Origin of the sequence: Streptomyces sp. NPDC087420, assembly GCF_044744165.1 — a bacterium.
Classification (GTDB): domain Bacteria; phylum Actinomycetota; class Actinomycetes; order Streptomycetales; family Streptomycetaceae; genus Streptomyces.
In genome coordinates this window covers 161,113-188,049 of sequence record NZ_JBIUXU010000013.1, presented here as the reverse complement: position 1 = coordinate 188,049, position 26,937 = coordinate 161,113, and the positions used below count along the sequence as shown (strand labels likewise).

21 protein-coding genes and 1 tRNA gene are annotated in these 26,937 nt (G+C 70.1%); 9 read left to right on the top strand and 13 right to left on the bottom strand.

What is annotated here, in order from left to right; translation table 11 throughout:
- Window positions 1-49 precede the first annotated feature (49 nt).
- The 3 genes from ACIO1C_RS26960 to ACIO1C_RS26950 all read right to left on the bottom strand — a co-directional run bounded on the left by ACIO1C_RS26960 (window position 50) and on the right by ACIO1C_RS26950 (window position 4,600).
- Window positions 50-2,722 carry an ATP/GTP-binding protein gene (locus ACIO1C_RS26960; protein WP_401867830.1) on the bottom strand — a complete coding sequence of 891 codons (2,673 nt, stop codon included), beginning with the start codon at window positions 2,720-2,722 and terminating at the stop codon, window positions 50-52.
- A gap of 781 nt (window positions 2,723-3,503) precedes the next feature.
- Window positions 3,504-3,577, bottom strand: a tRNA-Pro gene (locus tag ACIO1C_RS26955).
- A gap of 96 nt (window positions 3,578-3,673) precedes the next feature.
- Window positions 3,674-4,600, bottom strand: a complete 927-nt coding sequence (locus ACIO1C_RS26950) for a metallophosphoesterase (protein ID WP_401867828.1) — start codon at window positions 4,598-4,600, stop codon at window positions 3,674-3,676.
- Between the two features lie 100 nt (window positions 4,601-4,700).
- Here ACIO1C_RS26950 and ACIO1C_RS26945 point away from each other — a divergent pair, with 100 nt between their 5' ends.
- On the top strand, window positions 4,701-5,168 hold the full coding sequence (locus tag ACIO1C_RS26945; protein WP_401867826.1) for a GatB/YqeY domain-containing protein: 468 nt from the start codon (window positions 4,701-4,703) through the stop codon (window positions 5,166-5,168).
- Between the two features lie 143 nt (window positions 5,169-5,311).
- Here the strand turns inward: ACIO1C_RS26945 and ACIO1C_RS26940 are convergent, their stop codons facing one another.
- Window positions 5,312-7,603, bottom strand: a complete 2,292-nt coding sequence (locus tag ACIO1C_RS26940; RefSeq protein WP_401867824.1) for a transglycosylase domain-containing protein — start codon at window positions 7,601-7,603, stop codon at window positions 5,312-5,314.
- Window positions 7,604-7,999: 396 nt separating this feature from the next.
- Between ACIO1C_RS26940 and ACIO1C_RS26935 the strand changes: the two genes are divergently transcribed.
- The gene (locus ACIO1C_RS26935) at window positions 8,000-8,344 is read left to right on the top strand and encodes a WhiB family transcriptional regulator (protein WP_202532472.1); all 345 of its coding nucleotides are present in this window, start codon (window positions 8,000-8,002) and stop codon (window positions 8,342-8,344) included.
- Window positions 8,345-8,542: 198 nt separating this feature from the next.
- On the opposite strand, the gene ACIO1C_RS26930 is transcribed toward ACIO1C_RS26935, so the two are convergent.
- Together ACIO1C_RS26930 and ACIO1C_RS26925 are read right to left on the bottom strand one after the other, a co-directional pair.
- Window positions 8,543-9,964, bottom strand: a complete 1,422-nt coding sequence (locus tag ACIO1C_RS26930) for an ArsA family ATPase (RefSeq protein WP_401867821.1) — start codon at window positions 9,962-9,964, stop codon at window positions 8,543-8,545.
- Entirely contained in the window at window positions 9,961-10,926 is a 966-nt protein-coding gene (locus ACIO1C_RS26925) for an ArsA family ATPase (protein WP_401867818.1), read from the bottom strand. Before ACIO1C_RS26925 ends, ACIO1C_RS26930 begins: the two co-directional genes overlap by 4 nt.
- Before the next feature lie 95 nt (window positions 10,927-11,021).
- Here ACIO1C_RS26925 and ACIO1C_RS26920 point away from each other — a divergent pair, with 95 nt between their 5' ends.
- From ACIO1C_RS26920 to ACIO1C_RS26905, 4 genes are all read left to right on the top strand, one after another.
- A complete protein-coding gene (locus tag ACIO1C_RS26920) occupies window positions 11,022-11,183 on the top strand; it encodes a DUF4177 domain-containing protein (protein WP_107018142.1) in 162 nt (53 codons plus the stop codon).
- Window positions 11,180-11,671: a RidA family protein gene (locus tag ACIO1C_RS26915; protein WP_401867815.1), complete on the top strand. Its 492-nt coding sequence runs from the start codon at window positions 11,180-11,182 to the stop codon at window positions 11,669-11,671. The genes ACIO1C_RS26920 and ACIO1C_RS26915 overlap by 4 nt, the downstream gene beginning before the upstream one ends.
- 370 nt (window positions 11,672-12,041) lie before the next feature.
- Complete coding sequence (locus ACIO1C_RS26910; RefSeq protein ID WP_401867812.1) at window positions 12,042-13,049, top strand: NUDIX hydrolase; 1,008 nt, start codon at window positions 12,042-12,044, stop codon at window positions 13,047-13,049.
- On the top strand, window positions 13,046-13,879 hold the full coding sequence (locus tag ACIO1C_RS26905; protein ID WP_401867809.1) for an MBL fold metallo-hydrolase: 834 nt from the start codon (window positions 13,046-13,048) through the stop codon (window positions 13,877-13,879). The genes ACIO1C_RS26910 and ACIO1C_RS26905 overlap by 4 nt, the downstream gene beginning before the upstream one ends.
- Before the next feature lie 101 nt (window positions 13,880-13,980).
- Here ACIO1C_RS26905 and ACIO1C_RS26900 read toward each other — a convergent pair whose 3' ends face one another.
- Window positions 13,981-14,655, bottom strand: coding sequence for a Crp/Fnr family transcriptional regulator (locus tag ACIO1C_RS26900; protein ID WP_161307922.1), 675 nt, complete (start codon window positions 14,653-14,655; stop codon window positions 13,981-13,983).
- 470 nt (window positions 14,656-15,125) lie between these two features.
- Here ACIO1C_RS26900 and nth point away from each other — a divergent pair, with 470 nt between their 5' ends.
- The 3 genes from nth (at window position 15,126) to ACIO1C_RS26885 (ending at window position 18,223) form a co-directional block, all read left to right on the top strand.
- Window positions 15,126-15,944: an endonuclease III gene (gene nth, locus ACIO1C_RS26895; protein ID WP_401868125.1), complete on the top strand. Its 819-nt coding sequence runs from the start codon at window positions 15,126-15,128 to the stop codon at window positions 15,942-15,944.
- A gap of 248 nt (window positions 15,945-16,192) precedes the next feature.
- The gene (locus ACIO1C_RS26890) at window positions 16,193-16,927 is read left to right on the top strand and encodes an NUDIX hydrolase (RefSeq protein ID WP_401867806.1); all 735 of its coding nucleotides are present in this window, start codon (window positions 16,193-16,195) and stop codon (window positions 16,925-16,927) included.
- A 96-nt stretch (window positions 16,928-17,023) separates the two neighbouring features.
- Window positions 17,024-18,223 carry a MarP family serine protease gene (locus ACIO1C_RS26885; RefSeq protein WP_401867803.1) on the top strand — a complete coding sequence of 400 codons (1,200 nt, stop codon included), beginning with the start codon at window positions 17,024-17,026 and terminating at the stop codon, window positions 18,221-18,223.
- A 45-nt stretch (window positions 18,224-18,268) separates the two neighbouring features.
- On the opposite strand, the gene ACIO1C_RS26880 is transcribed toward ACIO1C_RS26885, so the two are convergent.
- From ACIO1C_RS26880 to ACIO1C_RS26855, 6 genes are all read right to left on the bottom strand, one after another.
- Complete coding sequence (locus ACIO1C_RS26880; RefSeq protein WP_401867801.1) at window positions 18,269-18,448, bottom strand: hypothetical protein; 180 nt, start codon at window positions 18,446-18,448, stop codon at window positions 18,269-18,271.
- A gap of 155 nt (window positions 18,449-18,603) precedes the next feature.
- On the bottom strand, window positions 18,604-19,527 hold the full coding sequence (locus tag ACIO1C_RS26875; RefSeq protein ID WP_401867799.1) for an alpha/beta fold hydrolase: 924 nt from the start codon (window positions 19,525-19,527) through the stop codon (window positions 18,604-18,606).
- The gene (locus ACIO1C_RS26870) at window positions 19,524-20,018 is read right to left on the bottom strand and encodes a phage holin family protein (RefSeq protein ID WP_401867797.1); all 495 of its coding nucleotides are present in this window, start codon (window positions 20,016-20,018) and stop codon (window positions 19,524-19,526) included. Before ACIO1C_RS26870 ends, ACIO1C_RS26875 begins: the two co-directional genes overlap by 4 nt.
- Window positions 20,019-20,074: 56 nt before the next feature.
- The gene (nhaA, locus tag ACIO1C_RS26865; protein ID WP_401867794.1) at window positions 20,075-21,472 is read right to left on the bottom strand and encodes a Na+/H+ antiporter NhaA; all 1,398 of its coding nucleotides are present in this window, start codon (window positions 21,470-21,472) and stop codon (window positions 20,075-20,077) included.
- A gap of 208 nt (window positions 21,473-21,680) precedes the next feature.
- A complete protein-coding gene (gene acs, locus ACIO1C_RS26860) occupies window positions 21,681-23,636 on the bottom strand; it encodes an acetate--CoA ligase (protein WP_401867791.1) in 1,956 nt (651 codons plus the stop codon).
- 273 nt (window positions 23,637-23,909) lie between these two features.
- Window positions 23,910-26,693 (bottom strand): bifunctional SulP family inorganic anion transporter/carbonic anhydrase, encoded by a 2,784-nt coding sequence (locus ACIO1C_RS26855; RefSeq protein ID WP_401867788.1) that lies wholly within the window; start codon window positions 26,691-26,693, stop codon window positions 23,910-23,912.
- Window positions 26,694-26,937 lie beyond the last annotated feature (244 nt).

Genomic DNA, 26,937 nt, shown 5'->3' with positions numbered 1-26,937 from the left:
CCGGAGTCGTCCGACCGGCGATCCGTGCCTGTGTGCACGTGTGCGAAGCCTAACGGGTCGTGGTGAGGTGATCGCGACGTGTCGTAACCAGGTGGCGCCATCGTTCGCGGGTCTGTTGTTCTCCGTCGATCCACCGTGCTCGTGCGGTGTGCTCGGGAAGCGGAAGGCCGGCCATGAAGTGGGCGATGTCGACGTAGTAGGAGTAGTCGCCGCTCTGCGTGAGTTCGCACAGGCGGGTGATCGCGGTGGCGAGGTCGTCCTGGGCGTCCAGGACTGCGTGGTGGAAGCACAGGGCCAGCTGCAATTTCGCCGCCGCGTAGGAAATGCCGGAGACACCGATCTCAGCGAGCAGCGCGGCCGCCCGGCCGGGCAAGTCGGCGGCGAACCCGGCATTGCGTACGAGCACGGCGATGCGAGCGGTCATCTCGCTGGAGCGCAGACTGAGGTGAGACAACAGCCGTTCCGCCAGGTCGAGTTCGGCATCGGCCCGCAGCGGATCGGAGAAGGAGACGGCGAAGGCGAGATGCGCCTGCACCATGGCGGTCTCACCGACCCCACCGTGCTCCTCGGCTTCGCTCCGGCCTGCCAGGTAGGCGGCTACCGCCCGCTCCATGTCGCCCTGCACCCACCACACGTCTCCCAGCACACGATGGTGCCGCCCCTCCCAGCCCAGCCTCCCCGCGGCTTCGATCGTGGTCGGGAAGTCTCCGGACAGTCGGCTCAGGTGTGCCAGGCCGCGCCGGGCCGCGGAAGCGAGCCGACCGTCGGCGGAGGCGACGCGCTGCATCCCGCGGCGCGATTCGTCGGTCAGACCGAGGTCTCGCTGGGCCTTCGCCAGGTAATACGTGGCCAGTTCGACCACATCATCGGGGAGCAGCTCCGAGGCGAGGACGGCCGAGAGCCGACTGGTCGTGCGTTCACGGTGCTCGTGCTGGCGCCGGGCGATGGCGCTCAGCGTTTCCACCAGGGCATCTGCGGGAGTCTGCAAGCCACCTGACGACGTGCCACCGGCGGCGGGAAGCGCCAGTGGTTCCCAGACGGAGTCCCCTACGTACTGGAATGCGGCATCGACGAGCCAATCGAGACCGAGACGGAAGTCCCGTGCGAGGAGCAGTCCTTGCTGGATACAGCTGATCAGGACGGCTCGATCGTGTTGCAGGTCCTGGCGCCACTGTGATTCCAGGGCGTGGAAGGCTCGTTGGGCCGCGCGCCGCCAGTCCTGCTCCGACCAGCGGTCGTCACTGCTGTCGTCCGCGTTGCGAATGGTGGAGCGGATCAGGTTGTGGACATGGAAGGGCCACACACCGGAAGTGGACTCCCGGATGAAGGGGCGCTCGGTCAGTCGTAGGGCGGGCGCGTCGTGGTCCATGCCGGCGGCTTGGGTGGCCAGGGGTACGGAGAATGCGCTGAGCAGGCTGACCGAGCGGAGCACGTGGCGCTCGTTGGCGCTCAGGTCGCTGAGGGTACGGGCGATCAGTGCGGGGAAGTCGTGGTCGAAGTCGCTGACCTGCGACTGTCTGCCGCCGCGTCGGAGTTCCAGGTAGCGCATGACCGACAGGTCTAGGTACAGAGGCAACCCGTGGGAGCGCTCGGTGATGATCCGGCGGACCGGTTCGTCGATCAGCGGCTGCCCGTCGCGGCTCAGCCTGCGGACCAGGTAGTCCTCGCAGTCTTCCGGAGAGAAGTCGCCGATCAGGACCTGACGGCCCGATACAGCTCGCTCCACTTGTGCCGTGTCGGCTGCAAGACCGGGCCACGCGTGCGGTCCGGTCCATCCGAGTTGCCCCACCAGGTTTGTCTCCGCCCACTGGAGGCGGTTGCGTCCGGTGACGACGAAGAACGCGTTGGGCATCAACCACACGACGCGTTGGAGCAGACGCTCGAAGTCGCGGTGCGTGCGGTCGCCGGTGTCCTCGAAGGTGTCCAGCAGGATCACGGGTAGTGCGCCCTTGCCGGCCGGGATTTGGGCCAGGTCCCAGGCGAGGAGGTGCGGGTAGAAGCTGAGGGCTTCCAGGTCGGGCTCGGCCTCCAGGAGGTCGGCCAGGCGGGAGCAGCCGGCGAGGGCGCGTACGGACTGACGCCGTTCGCGTAACGCCTTGATGAGCGCTCCGGCCCCGTGCCCGAGCGCACTGCCGACTGTGCCGGGCAGGAGCAGGGCCTGGGCGATATCGCTGAGGGCGGACTGCATCTGCTGGGGCAGGTCGGCCGCGGCGCTGAAGCGGCTCAGCAGCCCACCCCGGCGCAGATGGTCCTCGATCGGTTCGCCCGGGTGGTTGTGCTCCCAGTAGCGGCGCAAGGCGAGGTCGAAGGCGGGCATCGGCCGGCCGAGCGCGGCGACGGCAAGACGGATGGTGAGAATGACGCGTTCGAAGTCCGTCCCCGTGGCACGCGCGAGATCGATACGGACCGGCAGAGTCCGCTCCTCGGGGTGGGACGGCGATTCCCATTGCGCCGGACGGTGCTCGCTGCGGGCCAGCGATGCCTCGATCTTGCGGGAGAGCGTGGACTTGCCGATCCCGCCCACACCGTGGAACACCAGGATGTTGCGGCGGGGAGCTTCCAAGTCCTCCACGTCGAAGTCCGTACGGGTCACGTGCCGCATGTGTTCGGCGAGGCCGACCGTTACGGCCTGCCACTGTGCCTGCCGGTCCGTGAACGCCTCACTGGTGGCGATGCTCCGGTCGTTCGAGCTGAACAACGTTCGAAGGTCCCGCCCTGCCACAGCTCCCCCTGACGATCAGCTGGAGCCAAGTCAAGCCCCGTTGGCGACAGCATGGCACGCCTGCATTTAAGGCAGGTCCGTAGGCCACATCTGGCATGCGGTAGTTCAGCCGACGGCGTCGGTCAGGGGACGGGTGGCCACGGGTTCCCCATCCTGCGTACTCACCCTCTCAGGCTGAACAGGCTGTCCTGAACTCAATTGGCACCCAATCCAGTTGGCGGAGGTCCTGCGCGAGTAGATCCAACTGATCTGCCAGGGCCGCCTTCGAAGCCGGCCAGGGCTTGGCAGGAGGGAAGCGGAAGCCGGTGAACTCCGCTGAGCGTAAGACACCAAGGGCTGAACATGCGAGAAGCGTTCGCGCCAGCCGTCCGCTGTCCCGAGGCGCTCGACGACTTTGTACCCAGCGTCCCGACGGCGATGCCTGCCTCCTTCGCCAGCCGTTTCCCGTGTCCACCCACGGTCTTCCCTCAACGCAGGTACTCGCTGGGCGAGCGCACGGGTCCGGTCGTGGGAAGGAGCTGAGCGATGAACTGCGATATGCGGTGTTCCCGACGACTGTTGGGGCGGCTCGCCGCGGTGTTCCTGGTCAGCTACGAGTCCTGAATTCGCGAACGCGCAGGTCCGCCGGCGCTTGAGCGCCGCGCTTTCTGCGGCACTGGAGACTGCTCCTGGGAGAAGCTGACCAAGATTTCCTCGCAGAATTCTCCCAAGCGATCCCCAGGAACCACTCAGGGGCCCGACCCGCAATGCGGATCAGGCCCCTGACCTGGTGTTTCAGCTGTCGGGGTGGCGGGATTTGAACCCACGACCTCTTCGTCCCGAACGAAGCGCGCTGCCAAGCTGCGCTACACCCCGATGTCGTCCGTGTGGCGGCGACATCGATTACTTTAGCCCACCGCTGGCCTAGGACGAAATCCGGTTTTGGGGAGTGGGGGAGCAGTGGGGGAGCTGTCAGGGGTGGGGGGTCAGGGTGACCAGGGTGGCTTCGGGGGGGCAGGCGAAGCGGACTGGGGTGTAGCGGTTTGTGCCGCAGCCCGCCGATACGTGGAGGTACGACGTGTGGCCGCCCGAGCGGTGGGTCGAGAGGCCCTTCACGCGGTCCGTGTCCAGGTCGCAGTTGGTGACCAGGGCGCCGTAGAAGGGGATGCACAGCTGGCCGCCGTGCGTGTGGCCCGCCAGGATCAGGGGGTAGCCGTCCGCCGTGAAGGCGTCCAGGCTGCGCAGGTACGGGGCGTGCACCACGCCGATCGACAGGTCCGCGTCCGGGTCCGGGCCGCCGGCGACCTGCTCGTACCTGTCCCGCTTGATGTGCGGGTCGTCCAGGCCCGTGAACGCGATCTCGTAGCCGTCGATCTTGAGGCGGCCGCGCGTGTTCGTGAGGCCCTCCCAGCCCGCCGCGTCGAAGGCGTCCCGCATCGGCTCCCAGGGGTTGCGCACCGCGGAGGCCGCCGGGGCGTTGCCGTTGAGGCCGTGGCGGCCCTGGGCCTTCTCGAAGAGGTAGCGGGCCGGGTTGCGGAGCTTCGGGCCGTAGTAGTCGTTCGAGCCGAAGACGTAGACGCCGGGGAACTCCATCAGCGGGCCCAGCGCGTCCAGCAGCTCCGGTACGCCCTCCGGGTCGGAGAGGTTGTCGCCGGTGTTCACGACGAAGTCCGGGCGCAGGCCCGCGAGCGCCTGGAGCCAGTGCCGTTTCTTGCGCTGGCCGCTCACCATGTGGATGTCGGACACCTGGAGGAAACGAAGATCACGCATGCCCCGCGGCAGTACGGGCACGGTGACCCTCCGCAACCGGAACGAGCGGGTTTCGATACCTGCCGCGTAGGCGATTCCGGCCGCGCCGACTGCCGCGATTCCCAGGGGTACTCCGTAACGTGCGCGCATGTTCCCATCGTCTCAGACGTTGTATTGGTCTTTGTACGACCGGGGGAGGAGGCCCTTAATCCCGGGGCGGGCTCAGTGGCGTACCTGTCACACTTGAACCATGACCAGCCTCAAGTCCAAGCTCAAGGAAGACCTCACCGCCTCCATCCGTGCCCGTGACGAGCTGCGCTCCGCCACGCTCCGGCTGACCCTCACCGCGATCACCAAGGAGGAGGTCTCGGGTACGACCGCCCGTGAGCTCTCCGACGACGAGGTGCAGAAGGTGATCGCCAGGGAGGCGAAGAAGCGCCGTGAGGCCGCCGAGGCGTTCACGCAGGGCGGGCGTACGGAGCAGGCCGAGCGGGAGAAGGCCGAGGGCGTCCTCCTGGACGCGTACCTGCCGAAGCAGCTGTCCGACGACGAGCTCGGCGAGATCGTCGCCCAGGCCGTCGGCGAGGCGCGGGCCGCGGGCGCCGAGGGGCCGCGCGCCATGGGGTCCGTCATGAAGATCGTGAACCCGAAGGTCGCCGGCCGCGCCGAGGGCGGCCGTGTCGCCGCCCTGGTCAAGCAGCACCTCGCCGCTGGCTGAGTCGTACAGTCGTACAGTTCTACACACGTGGGGGAGACCCTCGTACACGATCCTCGTACACGATCCTCGTACACAGCAGGGCGCCCGGCCGGTGACTGACTCGTCAACCGCCGGGCGCCCTGCCGTATCACCGCGGGAAGCCCCTACGGGCCGTTCCCTCCGCCGTCCTGGCCGTTTCCTTCCCCGCCGTTCCCGTTCCCGCCGCTCAGCAACCCCGGCCGCACCGAGAAGTCCGGGAAGGGGTTGTCGCCGCCGTCCCCGCCATCTCCGCCGTTGCCCCCGTTGTCGCCGTTCCCGCCGTTGTCACCGGTCCCGCCGCCCGTCTGGCCCGCCGTGTCACCCGGCTTCGCGTCGCCCGCCGGCTTCTCCTCCTTCTTCGGAGGATCCGGGATGTTGATCTCGTTGAATCCGGGAGCCTCGTGTCCGGCCAGCGCGCCCGTCATGGCGTCCTTCCAGATCGGCCCCGGCACCTGGCCACCGAAGACCTTCGCCTGGTAGGCGCCGCCGATGGTGATGTCCACCATCTTCCGCTTGTGCTGCGGGTCACCGACCCACACCGCGCCCGACATGTTCGGCGTGTAGCCGACGAACCAGGCCGCGTAGCGGAAGTCCGTCGTACCGGTCTTGCCCGCGCTCGGACGCTGCGGGCCGAGGCCCGCCTCCGTACCGGTACCGTCCTCCACCACGCCCTTGAGCAGCGTGTTGATGGTGTCGGCGGTCTTCTCGGACATCGCGCGGTTGCACGTCGACTTCGGTACGGGCAGCTGCTTCTTGCCGGGGCCCGTGATCGACTCGATCGCGATCGGCGTGCAGTACATGCCACGGCTGGCGAACGTCGCGTACGCCGACGCCATGGTCAGCGGCGACATCTCCTGCGTCCCCAGGGTGATCGAGGGGACCTGCTGGATCCGGTTGCCGTCGGCCCGCTTGACGCCCATCTTGGTGGCCATGTCGGTCACCGGGCACACGCCGATCTTGCTGATCAGCTCCACGTAGTAGGTGTTGACCGACTTGGCGGTCGCTTCCTTCATCCCGTACGGGCCGTGCTCCGACTCGTTCTCGTTCTCGACCGGGACGTCCTTGTCGCTCCACAGGCCGTCGCAGGTCTGGACCGGGGTCGGGTACGTCATCTGGTACGGGGACGGGAACTGCTGCGTCGCCGGAATGCCCTGCTCCAGCGCCGCCGCCGCGACGATCGGCTTGAACGTCGACCCCGGCTGGTAGCCCGCGCCGCCGCCCATGTTCTGGTTCACGGACAGGTTGATCTGGGTTTCGTTCTTCCCGAAGCCGTACGGCCTCGACTGGCCCATGGCCAGGATCTTGCCGCTGCCCGGCTCGACGATCGACAGGGCCGTCGCGACCGGGTCGCTCTTGTAGACGTGGTCCTTGATCGACGCCTGCGCCGACTTCTGGGCCTGCGGGTTCAGCGTCGTACGGATCGTCAGGCCGCCCTGGTTCCAGACCTTGGCGCGCTCCTCGCGCGACTTGCCGAAGACCGGGTCGGTGAGGAAGACCTCGCGGACGTAGTCGCAGAAGAAGCCCGCGCCGTCGACGGCGGTGATGCAGCCGTTCTTGGGCTTGCTGACCTTCAGCTTGATCGGCTCGGCGCCGGCCTTGTCGGCCTCGGCCTGGGAGACGGCACCGACGTCGGCCATCCGCTGGAGAACGGTGTTACGGCGTTTCTGCGCCTCCTCCGCGTCGTTGACCGGGTCGTAGCGCGTCGGCGACTGGACGATGCCCGCCAGCAGGGCGGCCTGGCCGAGGGTCAGGTTCTTCGCCGACGTGGAGAAGTACCGCTGCGACGCGGCCTCGACGCCGTACGCCTGCTGACCGAAGAAGGTGATGTTCAGATAGTTCTCAAGGATCTTCTTCTTGCCCAGCTCTTCCTCGACCTGGATCGCGTACTTCAGCTCCTGGATCTTGCGGCCCAGCGTCTGCTGCGTGGCCTGCTTGAACTTCGTCGCGTCGTCGCCGGCCTCCTCGACGAACACGTTCTTCACGTACTGCTGCGTCAGCGTCGAGGCGCCCTCGGACACCCCGCCCGACTGCGCGTTGCGATTGGCCGCGCGGAGCACGCCCTTGAGGTCGATCGCCCCGTGCTCGTAGAAGCGCGAATCCTCGATCGCGACGATCGCCTTCTGCATGTACGGAGAGATGTCCTTGAGCGGCACGACGGTGCGGTCACGCGAGTAGACCGTGGCGATCTGGCCGCCCTTGGCGTCCAGGATCTCGGTGCGCTGGCTCAGCGGCGGCGTCTTGAGATTGGCGGGGATCTCGTCGAATCCCTCGACGGTTCCCTTGGCGGCGAGTCCCAGCGCGCCGAACGCCGGCAAGGCGATTCCCGCCAGCACCGCTCCCGCGAGCACACTGACACCGAGGAATTTGGCGGCCTGCTGGGTCCCGGTCAGACCCCCGCCCGAGCGCTTTTTTGGCATGGGGGCAGCCTACGTTCTCATTCGCCGGACACGCGTCAAGGCTCTGGCCTAAGCTGTACCCAACTGTCACAGCAGTGGGGTTGCGCATCAAGCCCTCGATGTGAACTTCCCGTGAACCCGAAGCGCGGGGAGCCACGTCTGTATTGACTGCTTCTGTCCCTGAACATCCGTTGTGACTCACCCCTATTGCCCCGCCTTGCCGGGTTCATGAGTGATGTCCATCGCTCACTCCCCTGGGTGATCTGTCACGCACGCATAGTCCGTTCGGACCATTCAAGATTGGGCCCGAAGGGGGTGTTGCGCTGTGCCCGCCTTCCGTAACGTCCTCAACTGGCAGCGGTGAATATGCCGCTACCGCCGTGGGGGAGCCTCGATTCGGGAGAGGACGGCGCCGGAATGGGCTGGGTAACCGACTGGAGTGCGCAGGCAGCATGCCGCACTACCGATCCGGATGAATTGTTCGTGCAGGGTGCAGCGCAGAACCGGGCCAAGGCGGTGTGCACCGGATGCCCGGTGCGGACCGAGTGCCTGGCGGACGCGCTGGACAACCGCGTCGAATTCGGCGTGTGGGGCGGGATGACCGAGCGGGAGCGCCGCGCACTGCTGCGCAGGCGTCCCACCGTCACGTCGTGGCGGAGATTGCTCGAAACCGCGCGTACCGAGTACGAGCGCAGCGCGGGCCTTCTGCCCGTGGGCTTGGAGGACGACGAGACGTACGAGACGTACGCCGCCGCGGGCTAGCCGCGGGACGTACGGACTGGGTACGAGACGTATGAGACGTACGGGCTAGGTACGAGACGTACAACCCGCGGGCCAGGTACCAGAGGTACGCCCCGCGGGCCGGCACCGCACGGTCCTGGTGTGCGCCTGGACGTGCGCGGCCGTACGGCTTGGTGGTGGCGGCTCGATCAGCCGCGCCTCCGAGCACGTCCTCGCAGGTCAGGTCGTACTACGACCGGCCGCGAGGTGATCACCGATGGCCCTGAGCCCGGCGAGGTCATGAACGTCGCCGGGCAGGGCGGCCACCTCGGCCACCGCTACTTCCGGATGCAGAGCGGTGAAGCGGTCGCGCGTGCGTCGTTCACGCGCGAGCACCTGCATCCGTTCCGCGTGCAGACGCAGCAAACCGGCGGTCAGCTGTTCCACACTTGTGACAGAAGGTGTGACGGAATCCGCCTGTGGGGCAGGCTCAGTTGTGGACGAGTCGGACACGGGGGGCTCGGGATCGGGCTCGGGCGACTCAACGGACTCCGAGGATGCTGCGGATTCTGCGGGCGGCTCGGGCGGCGCCTCGGGGGCTCCGGGGGAAGAGCCCGCCGCGGCTGCGGCGCCACGAGAAGGAGCATTCCCGGGCTCCTGATCCACAATGCCGCCCTCTTCAAGATTTTCCGCGGCGGCCAGGGCCCGCTCGGCCGAGAGCCGCGCGGCGCCACTGCCATGGACCCGGTTGAGTACGAGACCCGCCAGCGGCATCTCCTCGGCGGCCAGCCGCTCCACGAAGTACGCCGCCTCGCGCAGCGCGTCCCGCTCCGGCGCCGCGACGACCAGGAAGGCCGTGCCGGGCGCCTGGAGGAGCCGGTACGTCGCCTCCGCGCGCGTCCGCAGCCCGCCGAACATCGAGTCCATCGCGGTGACGAACATCTGCACGTCACCGAGGAACTGGCCGCCCAGCACCTTCCCGATCGTGCCGGTCATCATCGACATGCCGACGTTCAGGAACTTCATCCCGGCCCGGCCGCCGACCTTGGCCGGCGCCATCAGCAGCCTGATGAACTTCCCGTCCAGGAAGGACCCGAGCCGCTTCGGTGCGTCCAGGAAGTCCAGCGCGGAGCGCGAGGGCGGGGTGTCGACGATGATCAGGTCCCAGGAGTCACGGGCGCGCAACTGCCCCAGCTTCTCCATCGCCATGTACTCCTGCGTGCCCGCGAATCCGGCCGACAGGGACTGGTAGAAGGGGTTGTCCAGGATGGCGCGCGCCCGGTCGCGATCCGCGTGCGCCTCGACGATCTCGTCGAACGTCCGCTTCATGTCGAGCATCATGGCGTGCAGTTCGCCGGGCCCCTCGACGCCCTTCACCTGGCGCGGGGTGTTGTCGAGCGAGTCGATGCCCATGGACTGGGCCAGCCGGCGGGCCGGGTCGATCGTGAGCACGACCACCTTGCGACCGCGCTCCGCCGCCCGTACGCCGAGGGCCGCGGCGGTGGTCGTCTTGCCCACGCCGCCGGAGCCGCAGCACACGATGATGCGGGTGTCCGGGTCGTCCAGCAGGGGATCGATCTCCAGGGGGGCGGCGGTGGTGTCAAGCGCGGATGACCGGGCGGTGGCCGTTGAGGCCCGGGCGGTGGGCTGAGTCCGGGTCATGCGAAGGCCTTCCCGAGTTGCCGTAGCTCCCCCGCCAGCCGGTAGAGACCGGCGAGGTCCATTCCCTCGCCGATCAGGGGGAGTTCGTACGTGGGCAGGTCCAGCTTCGCCAGGGCGGCCCGCTGCTCGCGCTCCAGCTCCACGCGCTGCGCGTGCTCCGCCGCCTGGTCGAGCAGGGGTCCCACCAGCTTCGTGGGGGCGCTGACCCCCGCCGTACCGAGCGCCTTGGCGACCTCCTTGCGGCGGTCCCCCGACGCGGCGCGGACGGCGGCCTCGTCGAGGAGGTGGGGCCGTACCTGGTTCACGATCACCTTGCCGACCGGCAGGTCCACGGCCCGCAGCTCGGCGATGCCGTCCACGGTCTCCTGGACCGGCATCTCCTCCAGCAGCGTCACCAGATGCACGGCCGTCCCCGGCGACTTGAGGACCCGCATCACCGCCTGCGCCTGATTGTGTATGGGGCCGATCTTCGCCAGCCCCGCCACCTCGTCGTTCACGTTCAGGAAGCGCGTGATGCGCCCGGTGGGCGGCGCGTCCATCACCACGTAGTCGTAGGCGAAACGTCCCTGCCTGTCCCTGCGCCGGACCGCCTCGCACGCCTTGCCGGTCAGCAGGACGTCCCTGACGCCGGGGGCGATGGTCGTCGCGAAGTCGATCGCGCCGATCTTCTTCAGCGCGCGCCCGGCGCCGCCGAGCTTGTAGAACATCTGGAGATAGTCCAGGAGGGCACGCTCGGCGTCGATCGCCAGCGCGTACACCTCCCCGCCGCCCGAGGCGACGGCGATCTTGCGTTCCTCGTACGGAAGGGCCTCCGTCTCGAAGAGCTGTGCGATGCCCTGCCTGCCCTCGACCTCGACGAGGAGGGTGCGCTTGCCCTCCGTCGCGAGGGCGAGCGCGAGGGCGGCGGCGACCGTCGTCTTACCGGTGCCGCCCTTGCCGCTGACGACCTGGAGCCTGCTCACGTATTCGAGCCTAACCAGTAAGGCCGCAGGCTACGCACGAGGCTGCCCGTGGGTACGGATACAGCGCCCTCGGCCGTACGGATACAGTCGCCTCCATGACCAAGTGGGAATACGCGACCGTGCCCCTTCTCGTGCACGCGACCAAGCAGATCCTGGACACCTGGGGCGAGGACGGCTGGGAGCTCGTCCAGGTCGTCCCCGGGCCGAACAACCCCGAGCAGCTCGTCGCCTACCTGAAGCGGGAGCGGGCCGCATGACCGGATCGGACAGCGCCGCCGCCGGGACGGTGGAGGCCGCCCTCGCCGGACTGGGCCTGACCCTCCCGGAGGTCGTCGCCCCGCTGGCGTCGTATCAGCCGGCGGTACGGACGGGCCTGTACGTCTACACGTCGGGCCAGCTCCCGATGGTGGAGGGCAAGCTTCCGCTCACCGGCAAGGTCGGGGCCGAGGTCACGCCCGAGGAGGCGAAGGACCTCGCGCGTACGTGCGCCCTGAACGCCCTGGCCGCCGTGAAGTCGGTCACCGGCGACCTGGAGCGCATCGCGCGGGTGGTGAAGGTGACGGGGTTCGTCGCCTCGGCCGCGGACTTCACCGGCCAGCCGGCCGTCGTCAACGGCGCCAGCGAGCTGCTGGGCCAGGTACTGGGCGACAAGGGCGTGCACGCGCGCAGCGCGGTGGGCGTGGCGGTCCTGCCGCTGGACGCGCCGGTCGAGGTCGAGATCCTGGTGGAGCTGACGGAGGACTGAGTGGGTGGGCGTGGCGGGCCTCGCCCTGACCGCGCCGGGTGACGGGCGCCGATTCGGCGGTCGGCGGGGCCGTGGGCGCTGACGCGGTGGGTCGGTCGGGGCGCGGGTGCCGATCCTGCGGTCGGCCGGGTCGGTGCCCCGATCTGCGGGGTCCGGTCGTGGACCGGCCCGCGAGTTGAGCCATTCGGTCGGGTCGAGGTCCGGCCGTGCGCCGGCCGAACCTCGGCCGTGGCCTGAAGACCGACCACGGGCCAAACGTCGGCCACGGCCCAACGCCCGCCGGCCGGTCGGGCCGACCGTGAGGGGCGAGGTGGGACCGTCGGCCCGTACACCTCTCGAACATCGTCCGCTCAGCGCATAGCATCCGGCCATGCCCAATGGTCAGTGGTACCCGCCCGAGTGGCCCGAGCGGATCCGTGCCCTCGCCGCCGGTGAGATCACGGCGGTGGCGCCACGGCGCGCGGCGACGGTGATGCTGCTGCGCGACAACCCCGCTGAGGCGGGCGCGGCGGAGGCGGGCGCGGCGGTGGCGGGTGCCGGCGGGGCGGGCCCCCGCGAGGCGGGCACCTCCCCCGCAGGCAACAGCGGGCCCGAGGTGCACATGCTGCGCCGGCAGGCGTCCATGGCCTTCGCGGCCGGTGCGTACGTCTATCCCGGCGGCGGGGTGGATCCCCGCGACGACGACCGGCCGGTCGGCTGGGCCGGACCCGGCCGGGACGTCTGGGCCCGCCGCCTCGGCGTCGACGCGGCCTCCGCGCAGGCGATCGTCTGCGCGGCCGTCCGGGAGACGTTCGAGGAGGCAGGCGTCCTGCTCGCGGGGGAGACGGCGGAGACCGTCGTCGGCGACACCACGGGCGACGACTGGGAGGCCGACCGCGCGGCGCTCGTCCGCCACGAGCTGTCCTTCGCGGACCTGCTCGACCGGCGTGGCCTGGTGCTGCGGAGCGACCTGCTCGGCGCGTGGGCGCGCTGGATCACCCCGGAGTTCGAGCCGCGCCGCTACGACACGTGGTTCTTCGTGGCCGCGCTGCCGAAGGGCCAGCGCACCAGGAACGCCTCCACGGAGGCCGACCGTACGGTGTGGATCAGGCCGGGCGCGGCGACCGAGGCGTACGACAGGGGCGACCTGCTGATGATGCCCCCGACCGTCTCGACCCTGCGCGCGCTCGCCTCGTACGGTTCGGCGGCCGAGGCGCTCGCCACGGCCGGGGACCGCGATCTGACACCCGTACTGGCGACCGCGCGGCTGGTGGACGGGGAGCTGGTGCTGACCTGGCCGGGGCATGACGAATTCACCAAGCGCGTGGATCCGGCCGTCCCCGCCGAGCCGCTCAGGACAGCCGGTCCCACGGGCCGTTCCGAAGGAGGGCCCCGATGACGGACGCCGCAGCTCTGCCCGGTCAGCCGCGCGGCGGGACGCTCTCCGGACCCGCCACCGCCCGCGCGGTCAACGTCCTCGCGCCGAACGCCTCCGCCATGACCCTCGACGGCACCAACACCTGGATCGTCTCCGAACCGGACTCCGACCTCGCGGTGGTCATCGACCCGGGCCCGCTCGACGACCTCCACCTCAAGGCGGTCGTCGCCACCGCCGAGCACGCCGGCAAACGGGTCGCGCTGACCCTGCTCACCCACGGCCACCCGGACCACGCCGAGGGCGCGGCGCGCTTCGCCCAGCTGACCCGTACCCACGTCCGGGCCCTCGACCCCGCGCTGCGACTCGGCGACGAAGGGCTGGCGGCGGGGAACGTGATCACCACCGATGGTCTGGAGCTGCGGGTCGTCCCGACCCCGGGCCACACCGGCGACTCGCTCTGCTTCCACCTGCCCGCCGACCGCGCGGTGCTGACGGGCGACACGATTCTCGGCCGGGGCACCACGGTCGTCGCCCATCCGGACGGCCGGCTCGGCGACTACCTCGACTCACTGCGCCGCCTGCGCTCGCTGACGGTCGACGACGGCGTCCATACGGTGCTGCCGGGCCACGGTCCCGTACTGGACGACGCCCAGGGCGCGGTCGAGTTCTACCTCGCCCACCGCGCGAACCGGCTGGCCCAGGTCGAGACGGCGGTCGAGAACGGCTTCCGCACGCCGTCCGAGGTGGTGGAGCAGGTCTACGCGGCCGTGGACAGGTCACTGTGGCCGGCGGCGGAGCTGTCCGTACGCGCACAGCTGGAGTACCTGCGCGAGCACGGCCTGATCAGCTGATCGCCTGGCCAACACGCCACCGAACGCACCACCGTCCGGGCGCCTGTACGGCGGCCCGGACGATGGTCCTACGGATACGGCAGATTCAGCGGCCAGAATCGTTAACGCGAACGCTTCGCGAGGCGCTCCACGTCCAGCAGGATCACCGCACGCGCCTCCAGCCGCAGCCAGCCACGCTGGGCGAAGTCCGCGAGCGCCTTGTTGACCGTCTCGCGGGACGCGCCGACCAACTGGGCCAGCTCTTCCTGCGTGAGGTCGTGGACGACGTGGATGCCCTCCTCCGACTGCACGCCGAAGCGGCGCGACAGGTCGAGGAGCGCCCGGGCCACACGGCCGGGGACGTCGGAGAAGACCAGGTCGGACATCTGGTCGTTGGTCTTACGGAGCCGTCGGGCGACGGCACGCAGCAGCGCCGTGGCCACCTCGGGCCTGGCGTTGAGCCAGGGCTGGAGGTCGCCGTGTCCGAGGCCGAGGAGCTTGACCTCGGTGAGCGCGCTCGCCGTGGCCGTACGCGGGCCGGGGTCGAAGAGGGACAGCTCGCCGATCAGCTCGCCGGGGCCGAGCACGGCCAGCATGTTCTCCCGGCCGTCCGGGGAAGTGCGGTGCAGCTTGACCTTGCCTTCGGTGACCACATAAAGACGGTCGCCGGGGTCGCCCTCGTGGAAGAGAGCATCACCGCGGGCCAGCGTCGCTTCACTCATGGAGGCGCGAAGCTCTCCGGCCTGCTCGTCATCGAGCGCCGCGAAGAGCGGGGCACGCCGCAGAACGTCGTCCACGTGTTCTCTCCTTGTCGACCTGCTCAGGGAACCAGAGCGGAACCAGGGTCCCCATAATGCCGTACGTGCTGTCTGTTCTCGGGTGGCTCCGTATCTCACGGCCCTCTCGCCGTCTGCCGGGCCACCCCGTGTTCGAAACCGTGTGATCGGTCACAAGCTTGACGTACAGGGGCCCAGGACCGTGCCCGGGAGGCCGATTCGAGTGGTGATCGGCCAGGGCCGGGGCGGATGTCAGTGGAGGGCTTTAGGCTGGCCGGGTGTCCAAAAAGCCGGTGACAGCGCAGGCAGAGGGGGCTGGAGAAGTGGCGGCCGACCGTAATTCCGCTGTGGGCGAACAGCCCTCGGAGAAACCGAAAAAAGCCGCGAAAGCCCCACGGGGCAAGGGGGCGGGCCGAGGCGTGAGCAAGGCCGCGGCCCGGAACGCGGCCCCGGGCGGAGCCGGGACGGAGACGGCCGCGGCGGGTACGCCCATCCGTACGGCGGCCAAAGCGGAATCGAGACTGACCATGGTCCGGCGGGCCCGCCGGATAAACCGCGAGTTGGCCGATGTCTATCCGTACGCCCACCCCGAGCTGGACTTCCGGAACCCGTTCGAGCTGCTGATCGCGACGGTCCTCTCCGCCCAGACGACGGACCTGCGGGTGAACCAGACCACCCCCGCGCTCTTCGCCGCCTACCCGACGCCCGAGGACATGGCCGCGGCCGTGCCCGAGGAGCTGGAGCAGATCATCCGCCCGACGGGCTTCTTCCGGGCCAAGGCGCGGTCCCTGATCGGGCTGTCGACGGCGCTCCGGGACAACTTCGGCGGTGAGGTTCCCGGCCGGCTGGCCGACCTGGTGACGCTGCCCGGTGTCGGCCGCAAGACGGCCAACGTGGTGTTGGGCAACGCGTTCGGGGTCCCCGGTCTGACGGTCGACACCCACTTCGGCCGGCTGGTGCGCCGCTGGAAGTGGACGGAGCAGGAGGACCCGGAGAAGGTCGAGGCGGAGATCGAGGCGATCTTCCCCAAGAGCGAGTGGACGATGCTCTCGCACCGGGTGATCTTCCACGGCCGCCGGATCTGCCACTCGCGCAAGCCCGCGTGCGGCGCGTGTCCGATCGCGCACCTCTGTCCGTCGTACGGAGTGGGGGAGACGGACCCGGAGAAGGCGGAGAAGCTCCTCAAGTACGAGAAGGGCGGCTACCCGGGCCAGCGTCTGAGCCCGCCCCCCGACTACCCGGGCAGGCCGGCGCCTCCGCTGGGCGCGGGCGCCGGTGCGGATGCCGGTGGCGATACGGGCGCGGAATGAGCCGGGAGCCGACGAGCTTCCCCGTACCGGACGCCGGTCCCACGGGTCGCACCGACGGCAGCGATCGCGCGGAAGAACGGCGCGCGTTGAGCGCATGAAGGGCCCGCGCCGTATGACGTCACAGCCGCACGACGCGAGTGCCGTGCGGCGACGCGTCACAGCCGTACGGCGACACGACACACACGGGTGGAGCCGGACGAGGGCGGAACGATCCGGCCGACGGCAGGCGTTATGCGACAGGGGTGCAGATGACGCGCGCTGACAGAACGTACGACAACCGGACGTACGGCGACCCGGCATACGGCGACCGGACGACCGGGGTCGACGTGACCACGGAGGGGCTGCCCGACTGGCTCATGCCCGTCGCGCGCGCCGCGCTGGGCGTGGCGCCGGAGCAGCTGAGCCGTTTCCTGCCGCCCAAGGGCGGCGGCGGCCGGCAGTCCGCCGTGCTCATCCTCTTCGGGGAGGGCGAGCGCGGCCCCGAGCTGCTGCTCATGGAGCGGGCCGGGAGCCTGCGTTCGCATCCGGGCCAGCCGTCGTTCCCCGGCGGCGCGCTCGACCCGGAGGACGGCGATCCGGCGACCACCGGGCCGCTGCGGGCGGCGCTGCGGGAGGCCGAGGAGGAGACCGGCCTCGATCCGTCGGGGGTCCAGCTCTTCGCCGTACTGCCCGCGCTCTACATCCCCGTCAGCGGCTTCGTGGTGACACCGGTGCTCGGCTGGTGGCGCAGGCCGACCCCGGTCGCCGCCGTCGATCCCGCCGAGACCGCGCGCGTCTTCACCGTCCCCGTGGCGGAGCTCACGGACCCCGACCACCGCGTGAGCGCCCTCCACCCCAGCGGCTACCGGGGCCCGGCCTTCCTGGTGGCATCCACCCTGGTCTGGGGTTTCACCGCCGGACTGATCGACCGCATCCTGCATTTCGCCGGTTTCGAGGTCCCCTGGGACCGCTCGAAGGAGGTCCCGCTGGACTGGCGCGCGTGACAGGCTGATTCTCGCCCGGGACGCGCCGGCCCCCGCCGGCCGTCCCCGCCCGACCCCGCTGCCCAGGCCGTTGACGAATCTGCGAGGCTAACGACGGTGAACGTGCTGGACATCCTGCTACTGCTCGCCGCTGTGTGGTTCGCGATCGTCGGCTACCGCCAGGGCTTCGTGGTCGGCATCCTGTCGGTCATCGGCTTCCTCGGGGGCGGCCTCGTCGCCGTCTACCTGCTCCCGGTGGTCTGGGACAACCTCACCGAGGACGCGGAGGTCTCCACCACGGCCGCCGTGGTCGCGGTCGTGATCGTCATCGTCTGCGCCTCCATCGGCCAGGCCTTCACGACCCACCTCGGCAACAAGCTGCGCCGCTACATCACGTGGTCGCCGGCGCGCGCCCTGGACGCGTCCGGCGGGGCCCTGGTCAACGTCTTCGCCATGCTGCTGGTCGCCTGGCTGATCGGCTCCGCCCTCGCGGGGACGACGCTGCCCACGCTCGGCAAGGAGGTCCGCAGCTCCAAGGTGCTCCTCGGCGTCTCGCGGGTGATGCCCACCCAGGCCTCCACCTGGTTCTCGGACTTCTCGTCCGTCCTCGCGCAGAACGGCTTCCCGCAGGTCTTCAGCCCCTTCGCCAACGAGCCCATCACCGAGGTCCAGCCCCCCGACCCCGCGCTCGCGGGCAGTCCCGTCGCGGCCCGCGCCCAGAGGTCCATCGTCAAGGTCGTCGGTACGGCCCAGAGCTGCGGCAAGGTCCTCGAAGGCTCGGGCTTCGTCTTCGCCGACCGCCGGGTGATGACCAACGCGCACGTGGTCGGCGGGGTGGACCAGCCGACGGTCCAGATAGGCGGCGAGGGCAAGCTGTACGACGCGAAGGTCGTCCTCTACGACTGGCAGCGCGACATCGCGGTCCTGGACGTGCCGAACCTGCCCGCGACCCCGCTCCGCTTCAGCGACAACGAGGCGCGCAGCGGTGCCAACGCGATCGTGGCGGGCTTCCCGGAGAACGGCGCGTACGACGTGCGCTCCGCGCGTGTCCGGGGCCGTATCAACGCCAACGGGCCCGACATCTACCACCGCGGCGAGGTCAGCCGCCGGGTGTACTCGCTGTTCACGACCGTGCGCCAGGGCAACTCGGGCGGCCCGCTGCTCACACCGGACGGCAAGGTGTACGGCGTGATCTTCGCGCGGTCGCTCGACGACGCGAACACGGGGTACGCCCTGACGGTCGACGAGATCCGCGAGGACATCGAGAAGGGCCGTACGGCCAATCAGGAAGTCGACAGCCAGGGATGCGCGCTGTAGCGGTCCGCGCGGTCGGTGCCTCAGGCCCTGTCCGCGCGATCGCGCCTACGTGCGCGGGTGGCGCAGCCGGGCCGAGACCCAGCGGGCCCTGCGGCGGAGAATGAGGGGGATCCCGAGCCTCGGATCATGCTCCTGATCCTGCGGGCCGCCCCTCTCGTGGGTGATCGGCACAGTGGCCGAGCGGCGCTTGCGTGGTGCGTCACCGTAGTCGTGCGTCCAGCCCATACGGGGACGTCTGCCCGGGCCCCAAGGTCGATAACCGCGCCGGGGAGGGCCAATTGGCCTATGCGCCCGGCAAGTGGCCATTCGTAGGACAGGTGTTCGTGATGGGGGCGCGGTGGTGTTCGAGACGCCGGTTCCGACGGTGCTGGATCTCGCGCTCAGCGGTCCGGTTCCGGGTCCTTGAGCCAGTTGATCAGCTCCGACGAGAACGCCGCCGGATCCTCCTCGTGCGGAAAGTGCCCGAGCCCGTCGAAGAGCCGCCACCGGTAGGGCGCCTCCACGTACTCCGCGGACCCCGCCGTGCTGCGCGTACGCATCGCCGGGTCCAGCGACCCGTGCAGCTGGAGGGTGGGCACCCGTACCGGCCGCTTCATGCGCCGGTTGAACTGGATGCCGTCCGGGCGCGCCATCGACCGCACCATCCAGCGGTACGGCTCGATCGCGCAGTGCGCCGTGGACGGAATGGTCATCGCCCGCCGGTAGACGTCGATCGCCTCCTCGTCCGGCAGGGTCGGCCCCGACCACTCCCGGATCAGCTGCCCCACCAACGCCGCGTCGTCCGCCACGAGCTGACGCTCCGGCAGCCACGGCCGCTGGAAGCCCCAGATGTACGAGCCGGCCCGGCTCTGCGACAGGTCGGAGAGCATCGAGGAGCGCCAGCGGCGCGGGTGCGGCATCGAGGACACCGCGAGCCTGCGCACCAGCTTGGGCCGCATCACGGCGGCGGTCCACGCGAGGTAGCCGCCCAGGTCGTGTCCCACGAGCGCCGCGTCGGGCTCGCCGAGGGACCGTACGACGCCGGTGATGTCGAGGGCCAGGTTGGCGGGGTCGTACCCCCGCGGCGTACGGTCGCTGCCGCCCACCCCGCGCAGGTCCATGGCCACCGCGCGGTACCCGGCGTCCGCGAGCGCCGTCAGCTGATGCCGCCAGGTCCACCAGAACTGCGGGAAGCCGTGCAGCAGCAGCACCAGCGGCCCGTCGCCCACCTCGGCGATGTGGAAGCGCGCGCCGTTGGCCGCCACATCGCGGTGGACCCACGGACCATCGAGGCGGACGGCGGAGGCGGAATCAGGGGCGGTCATGCGGACGAGCGTGCCACAGACTTGGTCTCCTGCCCGACCCCCCGGGGGTGGGGCTTCGCGTTCTGGAGGACGGACGCCGTCTCCTTGGACGAGGCGATGGACTTCTCCGGCGGCTTGATCTTCTTGAACTTGAGTACGGCGAACCCGCCCAGCAGGCCGGCGAGCACCACGAACGCCCCGCCGACGATCAGGAACGACCAGGCGAGCCCGAGTCCCCAGTTGTGGATGCCGTACGCGGCGGCGAAGCTGAACACCGGCAGGGAGAACAGGGCGAGGATCCCCGCGACGGCGATGGCCCCGCCGCCGATCGCACCCCGCTTGACGTCCTGCCGGATCTCCGCCTTGGCCAGCGCGATCTCGTCGTGCACCAGTCCGGACAGCTCGGTGGTCGCCTCGGCGACCAGCTGGCCGAGGCTGCGGTCGGCACTGACGGGTTCCACGATGACGCCGGTCCGGACTGCGTCGGCGGCTTGCCTGCCGGGGTCGCTCACGGTGACTCCCTCTTCTCGCTCTGATTCTTCTCGCTCTGGTTCTCGCGTGTGTCAGATCATGCCGGACCGTGGCCGTCATCGCGCGCTGCCCCCGCGTGTTCCGCCAGACGGCGGTGTTCCGCGGCCTTCGCCTCGAAGATCGCGGCCATGCGCAGGTGATACCCGGGATCGTCCTGTTCATAGATGTCCGGTACGCCGTCCTGGTCCTCGTCGCGCTCCTCGTCGTCGCACAGCGCGCGATACGTACGTACGCGGAGCTTGAGCAGGACGCCCGAGAGCACCGCCGCGATCAGGGAGCCCAGCAGGACGGAGGCCTTCACCTCGTCGGTGAGGGCCGCGTTCCCGGAGAAGGCCAGTTCGCCGATGAGGAGCGACACGGTGAAGCCGATCCCGGCGAGGACGGCGACCGCGAACACGTCCGGCCAGGACAGGTCCTCGTTGAGCCGGGCCCGGGTGAAGCGCGCGGCCAGCCACGTACCGCAGAAGATGCCGACGGCCTTGCCCGCCACCAGCCCCAGGACCACACCGAGGGTCTCGGGGCGGGTGAAGACATCGCCGAGGACACCGCCGGTCACCAGGACGCCCGCGGAGAAGAGCGCGAAGACGGGTACGGCGAGTCCCGCCGACAGGGGCCGCACCAGGTGCTCGACGCGCTCGCCCGGCGACTGCGTCTCGTCGCCGGTCCTGACGCAGCGGAGCATCAGCCCCATCGCCACGCCCGCGATGGTGGCGTGGATGCCGCTGTTGTACATGAGCGCCCAGTTGACGAGGGCGAGCGGGACGTACACGTACCAGCCCCTCACCCCCTTTCTCAGCAGGAACCAGAACACGGCGAGGCCGGCGAACGCGCCGCCGAGCGCCGCGAAGTTCAGGTCGCTCGTGAAGAAGACGGCGATGATCAGGATCGCGAAGAGGTCATCGACGACGGCGAGGGTGAGGAGGAAGGCGCGGAGCGCGGCGGGCAGCGAGGTGCCGAGGACGGCCAGGACGGCGAGGGCGAAGGCGATGTCGGTGGCCGTGGGGACGGCCCAGCCGTCCAGTGACCCGCCGCCGACGACGTTGACCACCAGGTAGACGAGGGCGGGGGTCGCCATTCCGCAGAGCGCGGCGACGACGGGCAGGGCGGCGGCGCGGGGATCGCGCAGCTCACCGGCGACCAGCTCGCGCTTCAGCTCCACCCCGGCGACGAAGAAGAAGACGGCGAGCAGTCCGTCGGCCGCCCAGTGCTGTACGGAGAGGTGAAGGCCGAGGGCGGAGGGGCCGAGGTGGAAGTCCCGCACGGTGGTGTACGACGCGCTGACCGGGGTGTTCGCCCAGATCAGGGCGGCTACGGCGGCGGCGAGGAGGAGCAGTCCACCCACGGTTTCGGTACGGAGCGCGTCGGCGACGTAGTTGCGCTCGGGCAGCGACAGCCGGCCGAGGAACTTACGGGCGGTGGCCGTGGGGGCTGGCACGGGGTCGGACCTCCGGGGCGGTTCGGCGGACATGGCGGATCACGTTGCCGACCAGACTTCCCGGCGCACCCAGATTTTCTTGTTCATTTGTTGATGTTCCGCACAGTTGTTGGCGCTCTGCACACTCTACCCAGGTGGGGGCGGGGCACCCGGGTCGGTGGACTCCGGGTGCCCCCACGCGGACAGCGCGTGTATGTGCGGGTCGTGCTCAGTCCTCGCTGGTCGCCGACGGCAGCTGGGTCTGGATCAGGTCCATGACCGAGGAGTCGGTGAGCGTGGTGACGTCCCCGAGCGTCCTGTTCTCGGCGACATCGCGCAGCAGGCGCCGCATGATCTTCCCGGAGCGGGTCTTCGGCAGCTCCGCCACCGGGAGGATCCGCTTGGGCTTGGCGATCGGGCCCAGAGCCGTACCGACGTGGTTGCGCAGCTCGGCGACGAGCCCGTCGTCCACGCTCGCCGTGCCGCGCAGGATGACAAAGGCGACGATGGCCTGGCCGGTGGTCTCGTCGGCCGCGCCGACGACGGCGGCCTCCGCGATCTTGGGGTGGGAGACCAGGGCGGACTCGACCTCGGTGGTGGAGATGTTGTGACCCGAGATCAGCATGACGTCGTCCACGCGGCCCAGCAGCCAGATGTCGCCGTCGTCGTCCTTCTTCGCGCCGTCACCGGCGAAGTACTTGCCCTCGAAACGGGACCAGTACGTGTCGATGAACCGCTGGTCGTCGCCCCAGATCGTACGGAGCATGGAGGGCCACGGCTCGGTCAGGACCAGGTAGCCGCCGCCGCCGTCGGGGACCTCGTTGGCGTCGTCGTCCACGACGGTGGCGGAGATGCCGGGCAGGGCGCGCTGGGCGGAGCCCGGCTTCGTCTCGGTGACCCCGGGGAGCGGTGAGATCATCATGGCGCCGGTCTCGGTCTGCCACCAGGTGTCCACGATCGGGGTCGTGCCGGCGCCGATGTGCTCGCGGTACCAGATCCACGCCTCGGGGTTGATCGGCTCACCGACCGAGCCCAGGACCCGCAGACTGCTCAGGTCGAACTTGGCGGGGATGTCGTCGCCCCACTTCATGAACGTACGGATCGCGGTCGGCGCGGTGTAGAGGATCGTCACCCCGTACTTCTGGACGATCTCCCAGAACCGCCCCTGGTGCGGGGTGTCGGGGGTGCCCTCGTACATGACCTGCGTGGCGCCGTTGGCGAGCGGCCCGTACACGATGTACGAGTGGCCCGTCACCCAGCCGATGTCGGCCGTGCACCAGTAGACGTCCGACTCCGGCTTGAGGTCGAAGACGGCGTGGTGGGTGTAGGCCGCCTGGGTGAGGTAGCCGCCGGACGTGTGGAGGATGCCCTTCGGCTTCCCCGTCGTGCCGGACGTGTAGAGGATGAAGAGGGGGTGCTCCGCGCCGAACGCCTGCGGGGTGTGGACCGCGGTCTGGCGGGCGACGATCTCGTGCCACCACACGTCACGGGTGCTGTCGAAGGCGGTGTCCTGCCCCGTACGGCGGACCACCAGTACGTGCTCGACCTGCGGGCACTTCGTGACCGCCTCGTCGATGGCGGGCTTGAGGGCGGTCGGCTTGCCACGGCGGTAGCCACCGTCGGCGGTGATGACGAGCTTGGCGTCCGCGTCCTGGATCCGGGAGGCGACCGCGTCGGCGGAGAAGCCGCCGAAGACGACGGAGTGCGCCGCTCCGATCCGGGCACAGGCGAGCATCGCGACCGCGGCCTCGGGGATCATCGGCAGGTAGATCGCGACCCGGTCGCCGGCCTGAACGCCCAGCTCCGTCAGCGCGTTGGCGGCGCGGGAGACCTCGTCCTGAAGCTCCGTGTAGGTGATCGCGCGGCTGTCGCCCGGTTCGCCCTCGAAGTGGATCGCGACCCGGTCACCGTTGCCGGCTTCCACGTGACGGTCCACGCAGTTGTACGCGACGTTGAGTTCACCGTCGGCGAACCACTTCGCGAAGGGCGGGTTCGACCAGTCCAGCGTCTCGGTCGGCTCGGTGACCCAGGTGAGCCGCCTCGCCTGCTCGGCCCAGAAGCCGAGCCGGTCCGCCTCGGCCTGCTCGTAGGCCTCCGCCGTCACATTGGCGTGCGCGACCAGCTCGGACGGCGGCGCGAACCGCCGCTCCTCCTTGAGCAGATTGGCCAGGCTTTCGTTGCTCACGACATCTCCCTCTCCCGGGCGTCCCCAGGGCGTCCTATGTGTCCCTGGCCTAGCTCATCAGGCGGATGCCCGGGTGACAAGGCCCTTCCGGTAATTGGTTTAGACCTGTGTGGGGTGCGGCTCTTGTGTGTGGGGTGCGGTCTGCGTGTACGTGGGGGATCTTCGCGTACGAGGCGTTCTTCACGTACGCAGGGGCGTGGCCCTCCGCCCCGGGCGGCGGGGAAGAGGGCCACAAGGGGCCACACACTCTCACGGATGGCGGGCGCGGACGGTTCAGGCGCGCGACCCCTCCAGGGCCGTGGGGGCCACGCGGTTGAACACCTCTTCCGAGCCGCCCCCCGAACTCCCCGTCGTACTGCCGTCGGCCAGCAGGTAGGCCTGCGCCTCGCCGACGTGAAAGTACATGCCGTGCAACTCCAGCCTTCCTTCGGCGAGTCCGCGCGCGACCGCGTCATGGGCGCGCAGATGCGCCAGCTGCTGGACCACGTTGGTCAGGCAGAGCTGTTCGGTCGCGTCGGCCGGCAGCCGGCCGGAGATCCTGGCCCAGGAGTGGTGCTTGCTCCTCATCCGTTCCAGGCTCGGCTGTCCGTGCCGCAGCCAGCGCCGGAGGGGGGTACGGGGCTCGCCGTTGACGTCCGGCGTGTTCAACAGGGCCTGCATCGCGCCGCATCCGGAGTGTCCGCAGACGGTGATGGACTGGACCTGGAGGACGTCCACGGCGTACTCGATCGCGGCCGCCACCGAGTCGTCCGCGCCGTGCGCGTCGGCGCCGGGCAGCGGCACGAGGTTGCCGACATTCCGTACGGTGAAGAGGTCGCCCGGGCCGCTGGACGTGATCATGCTGGTGACCAGCCGGGAGTCGGCGCAGGTGAGGAACAGTTGCGACGGCCGCTGCCCCTCCCGGGCGAGCCGCGCCAGCTCGTCCCGGACGCGGGGGGCCGTGTTGCGCTGGAACGAGCTAATGCCGCTGGCGAGTTGACGACTACTGACTCCGCCTCCGACGGGGCGCCGCCCGTCGGGGTGCGGTTCGGTGACGCGGGGGGCCGACTTGTCGATGCTCGAAGTGCTGTTACGGAGCACGGAGGGGCCCGTGGTCGAGGGGGCGGGAGCGGGGGCGGGGGCTGCGGAGGCGGACGCAGGTGAGGGGGCGGGGGCCGACGGGGTGGGAGCGCCGGGGGTGACTGGGCCGGGACCGGGTGACGTCGTGCTGGATGAACCCATGCTGGATGAACCCATGCTGGACGAACCCATGCCGGACGGCCGTGTGTTGGGCGAGCCCGTATCGGACGAACCCGTGCCGGATGGTCGTGTATTCGACGGGCCCGTATCGGATGAAACCGCACCGAACGATCCCGTACCGAAAGAGACCGCGTCGGAGGCGACCGAGCCCGACGGGCTCGCGCCCGACACCTCGGCGAGAGCCGGCTCCGCCGCCGGGTGCTCCCCGCAGTGGTGGTTGCGCCACGGCGTCCACGGACGGCAGCAGGACTGGAGCTCCGTCGTCGGGTCCGCGATCCGCCCGCCGTCCCGGCCGGTGAACTCCGCCGTCCCGCCTTGCGCGAGATGCGAGGTCTGCCAGTCGTGCAGGGCCTCGTACGCCGCGTGGTCCATGAAGGACCCGTCCAGCTCGACCACGCTGTCCGCGCGGTGCGGAACCTCCTGGAGGATCCGGCTGAGCCGCGGCACCGCCAGGAACGTCAACTGGCCGCGGACCCGGATCCGGTGGACCCCGTTCCGCTCGACCACCGTGATCCGTGTCCTGGTCAGCCGGTGCATCGCGACCGCCACCGCGACGGCGATCCCGATCGCCACCCCTTCCAGGACGCCGGTGAACACCACCCCGGCCAGCGTCACCGCGTACACCAGCATCTCGCGGTTCCGCTTCACGCTCCGCAGATGGACGAGATTGACCATCTGGATCCCCACGACCATCACCAGCGCGGCCAGCGCCGCCAGCGGGATCAGGTCGAGCACCGGCACCAGCAGCAGCGCCGCGACCGCGACCCACAGGCCGTGCAGCATCGTCGAATTCCGGCTCACCGCGCCGGCCGCGACATTGGCGGAGCTGCGCACGGCGACGCCGGTGATCGGCAGCCCGCCGAGCGCGCCGGAGAGGATGTTGCCCGAGCCCTGTCCGAACAGCTCGCGGTCGAGCCGGGCGCGGGGGATCCGGACGGAGGGCTCCTTCCGCATGGCCACCAGCTTGTCCACGGCGACGGCGGAGAGCAGCGATTCGACGCTGCCGACCAGGGTGACGGTGAGCACGGCGGCGATCAGCCCGAGCGCCGGACCCTGAGGAAGTTCCGGCAGGGCGTGGTTGCGCCACGAGGGCAGGTCGACGCGCGGGAGGCCCACCCCGAGCACGGCGGCCACCGAGGTCGCCAGGGCCACCGCGGCGAGCGTGGCGGGGACCTTCCGTACGATGCGGCCCCCGCGCCCCGGAATCCGCGGCCAGGTGAGCAGGACCGCGATCGTGAACGCGCTGACCGACACCGCGCCCGGATGCAGGTCCGCCAATTGGGCCGGGAGTCCCTTGACGTTGGCGACCGCGGAGCTCTGCGGGGAGCCGCCCAGCACGATGTGGAGTTGGGAGAGCGCGATCGTGACACCGATGCCGGCGAGCATGCCGTGCACGATCGCCGGGCTGACGGCGAGGGCCGAGCGGGCCACCCGCAACGCCGAGAGGCCGAGTTGGGCGAGGCCGGCGCAGACGGTGATGGCGCAGGTCGTGCGCCAGCCGTACAGCTGGATCAGGTCGGCCGTGACGACGGTGAGCCCGGCGGCGGGGCCGCTCACCTGGAGCGGGGCGCCGCCGAGACGGCCGACGACCAGGCCGCCGACGGCCGCCGCGACCAGGCCGCCCTGGAGCGGCGCGCCGGTGGCGAGTGCGATGCCGAGCGAGAGCGGCAGCGCGATCAGGAAGACGGTGACGGAGGCGGACAGGTCGGCCCCGGCGATCCGGAACCGGAACCGGGATCGGAACGGGGGCCGGGAGCCGGGGGACGGCGGGTCGGTACGGGCGGGCCGGGCGGCGCGAGTGGGTACGCGGGCAGACATGATTCCCGTCTCCTCCGGGGCAGCGCGGTCGCGGAACGTGGGGTCGCGGCCGTGGGTCACGGCGTGCAGCGGGATGCTCAGTGCAACTCTTGGTAAACAGATCGTAATGGAGAGTAAAGACTCAGGCATGACTTTCAGGGCAAATGGGGTAATCAATCACTCGAACTAGCGATTAGTCATTTTGTACGGCTTGTCGTTTCATCTTCCTTTTGTTCGTAGTGCGACGTTGGCGGCGCTCGGCGCC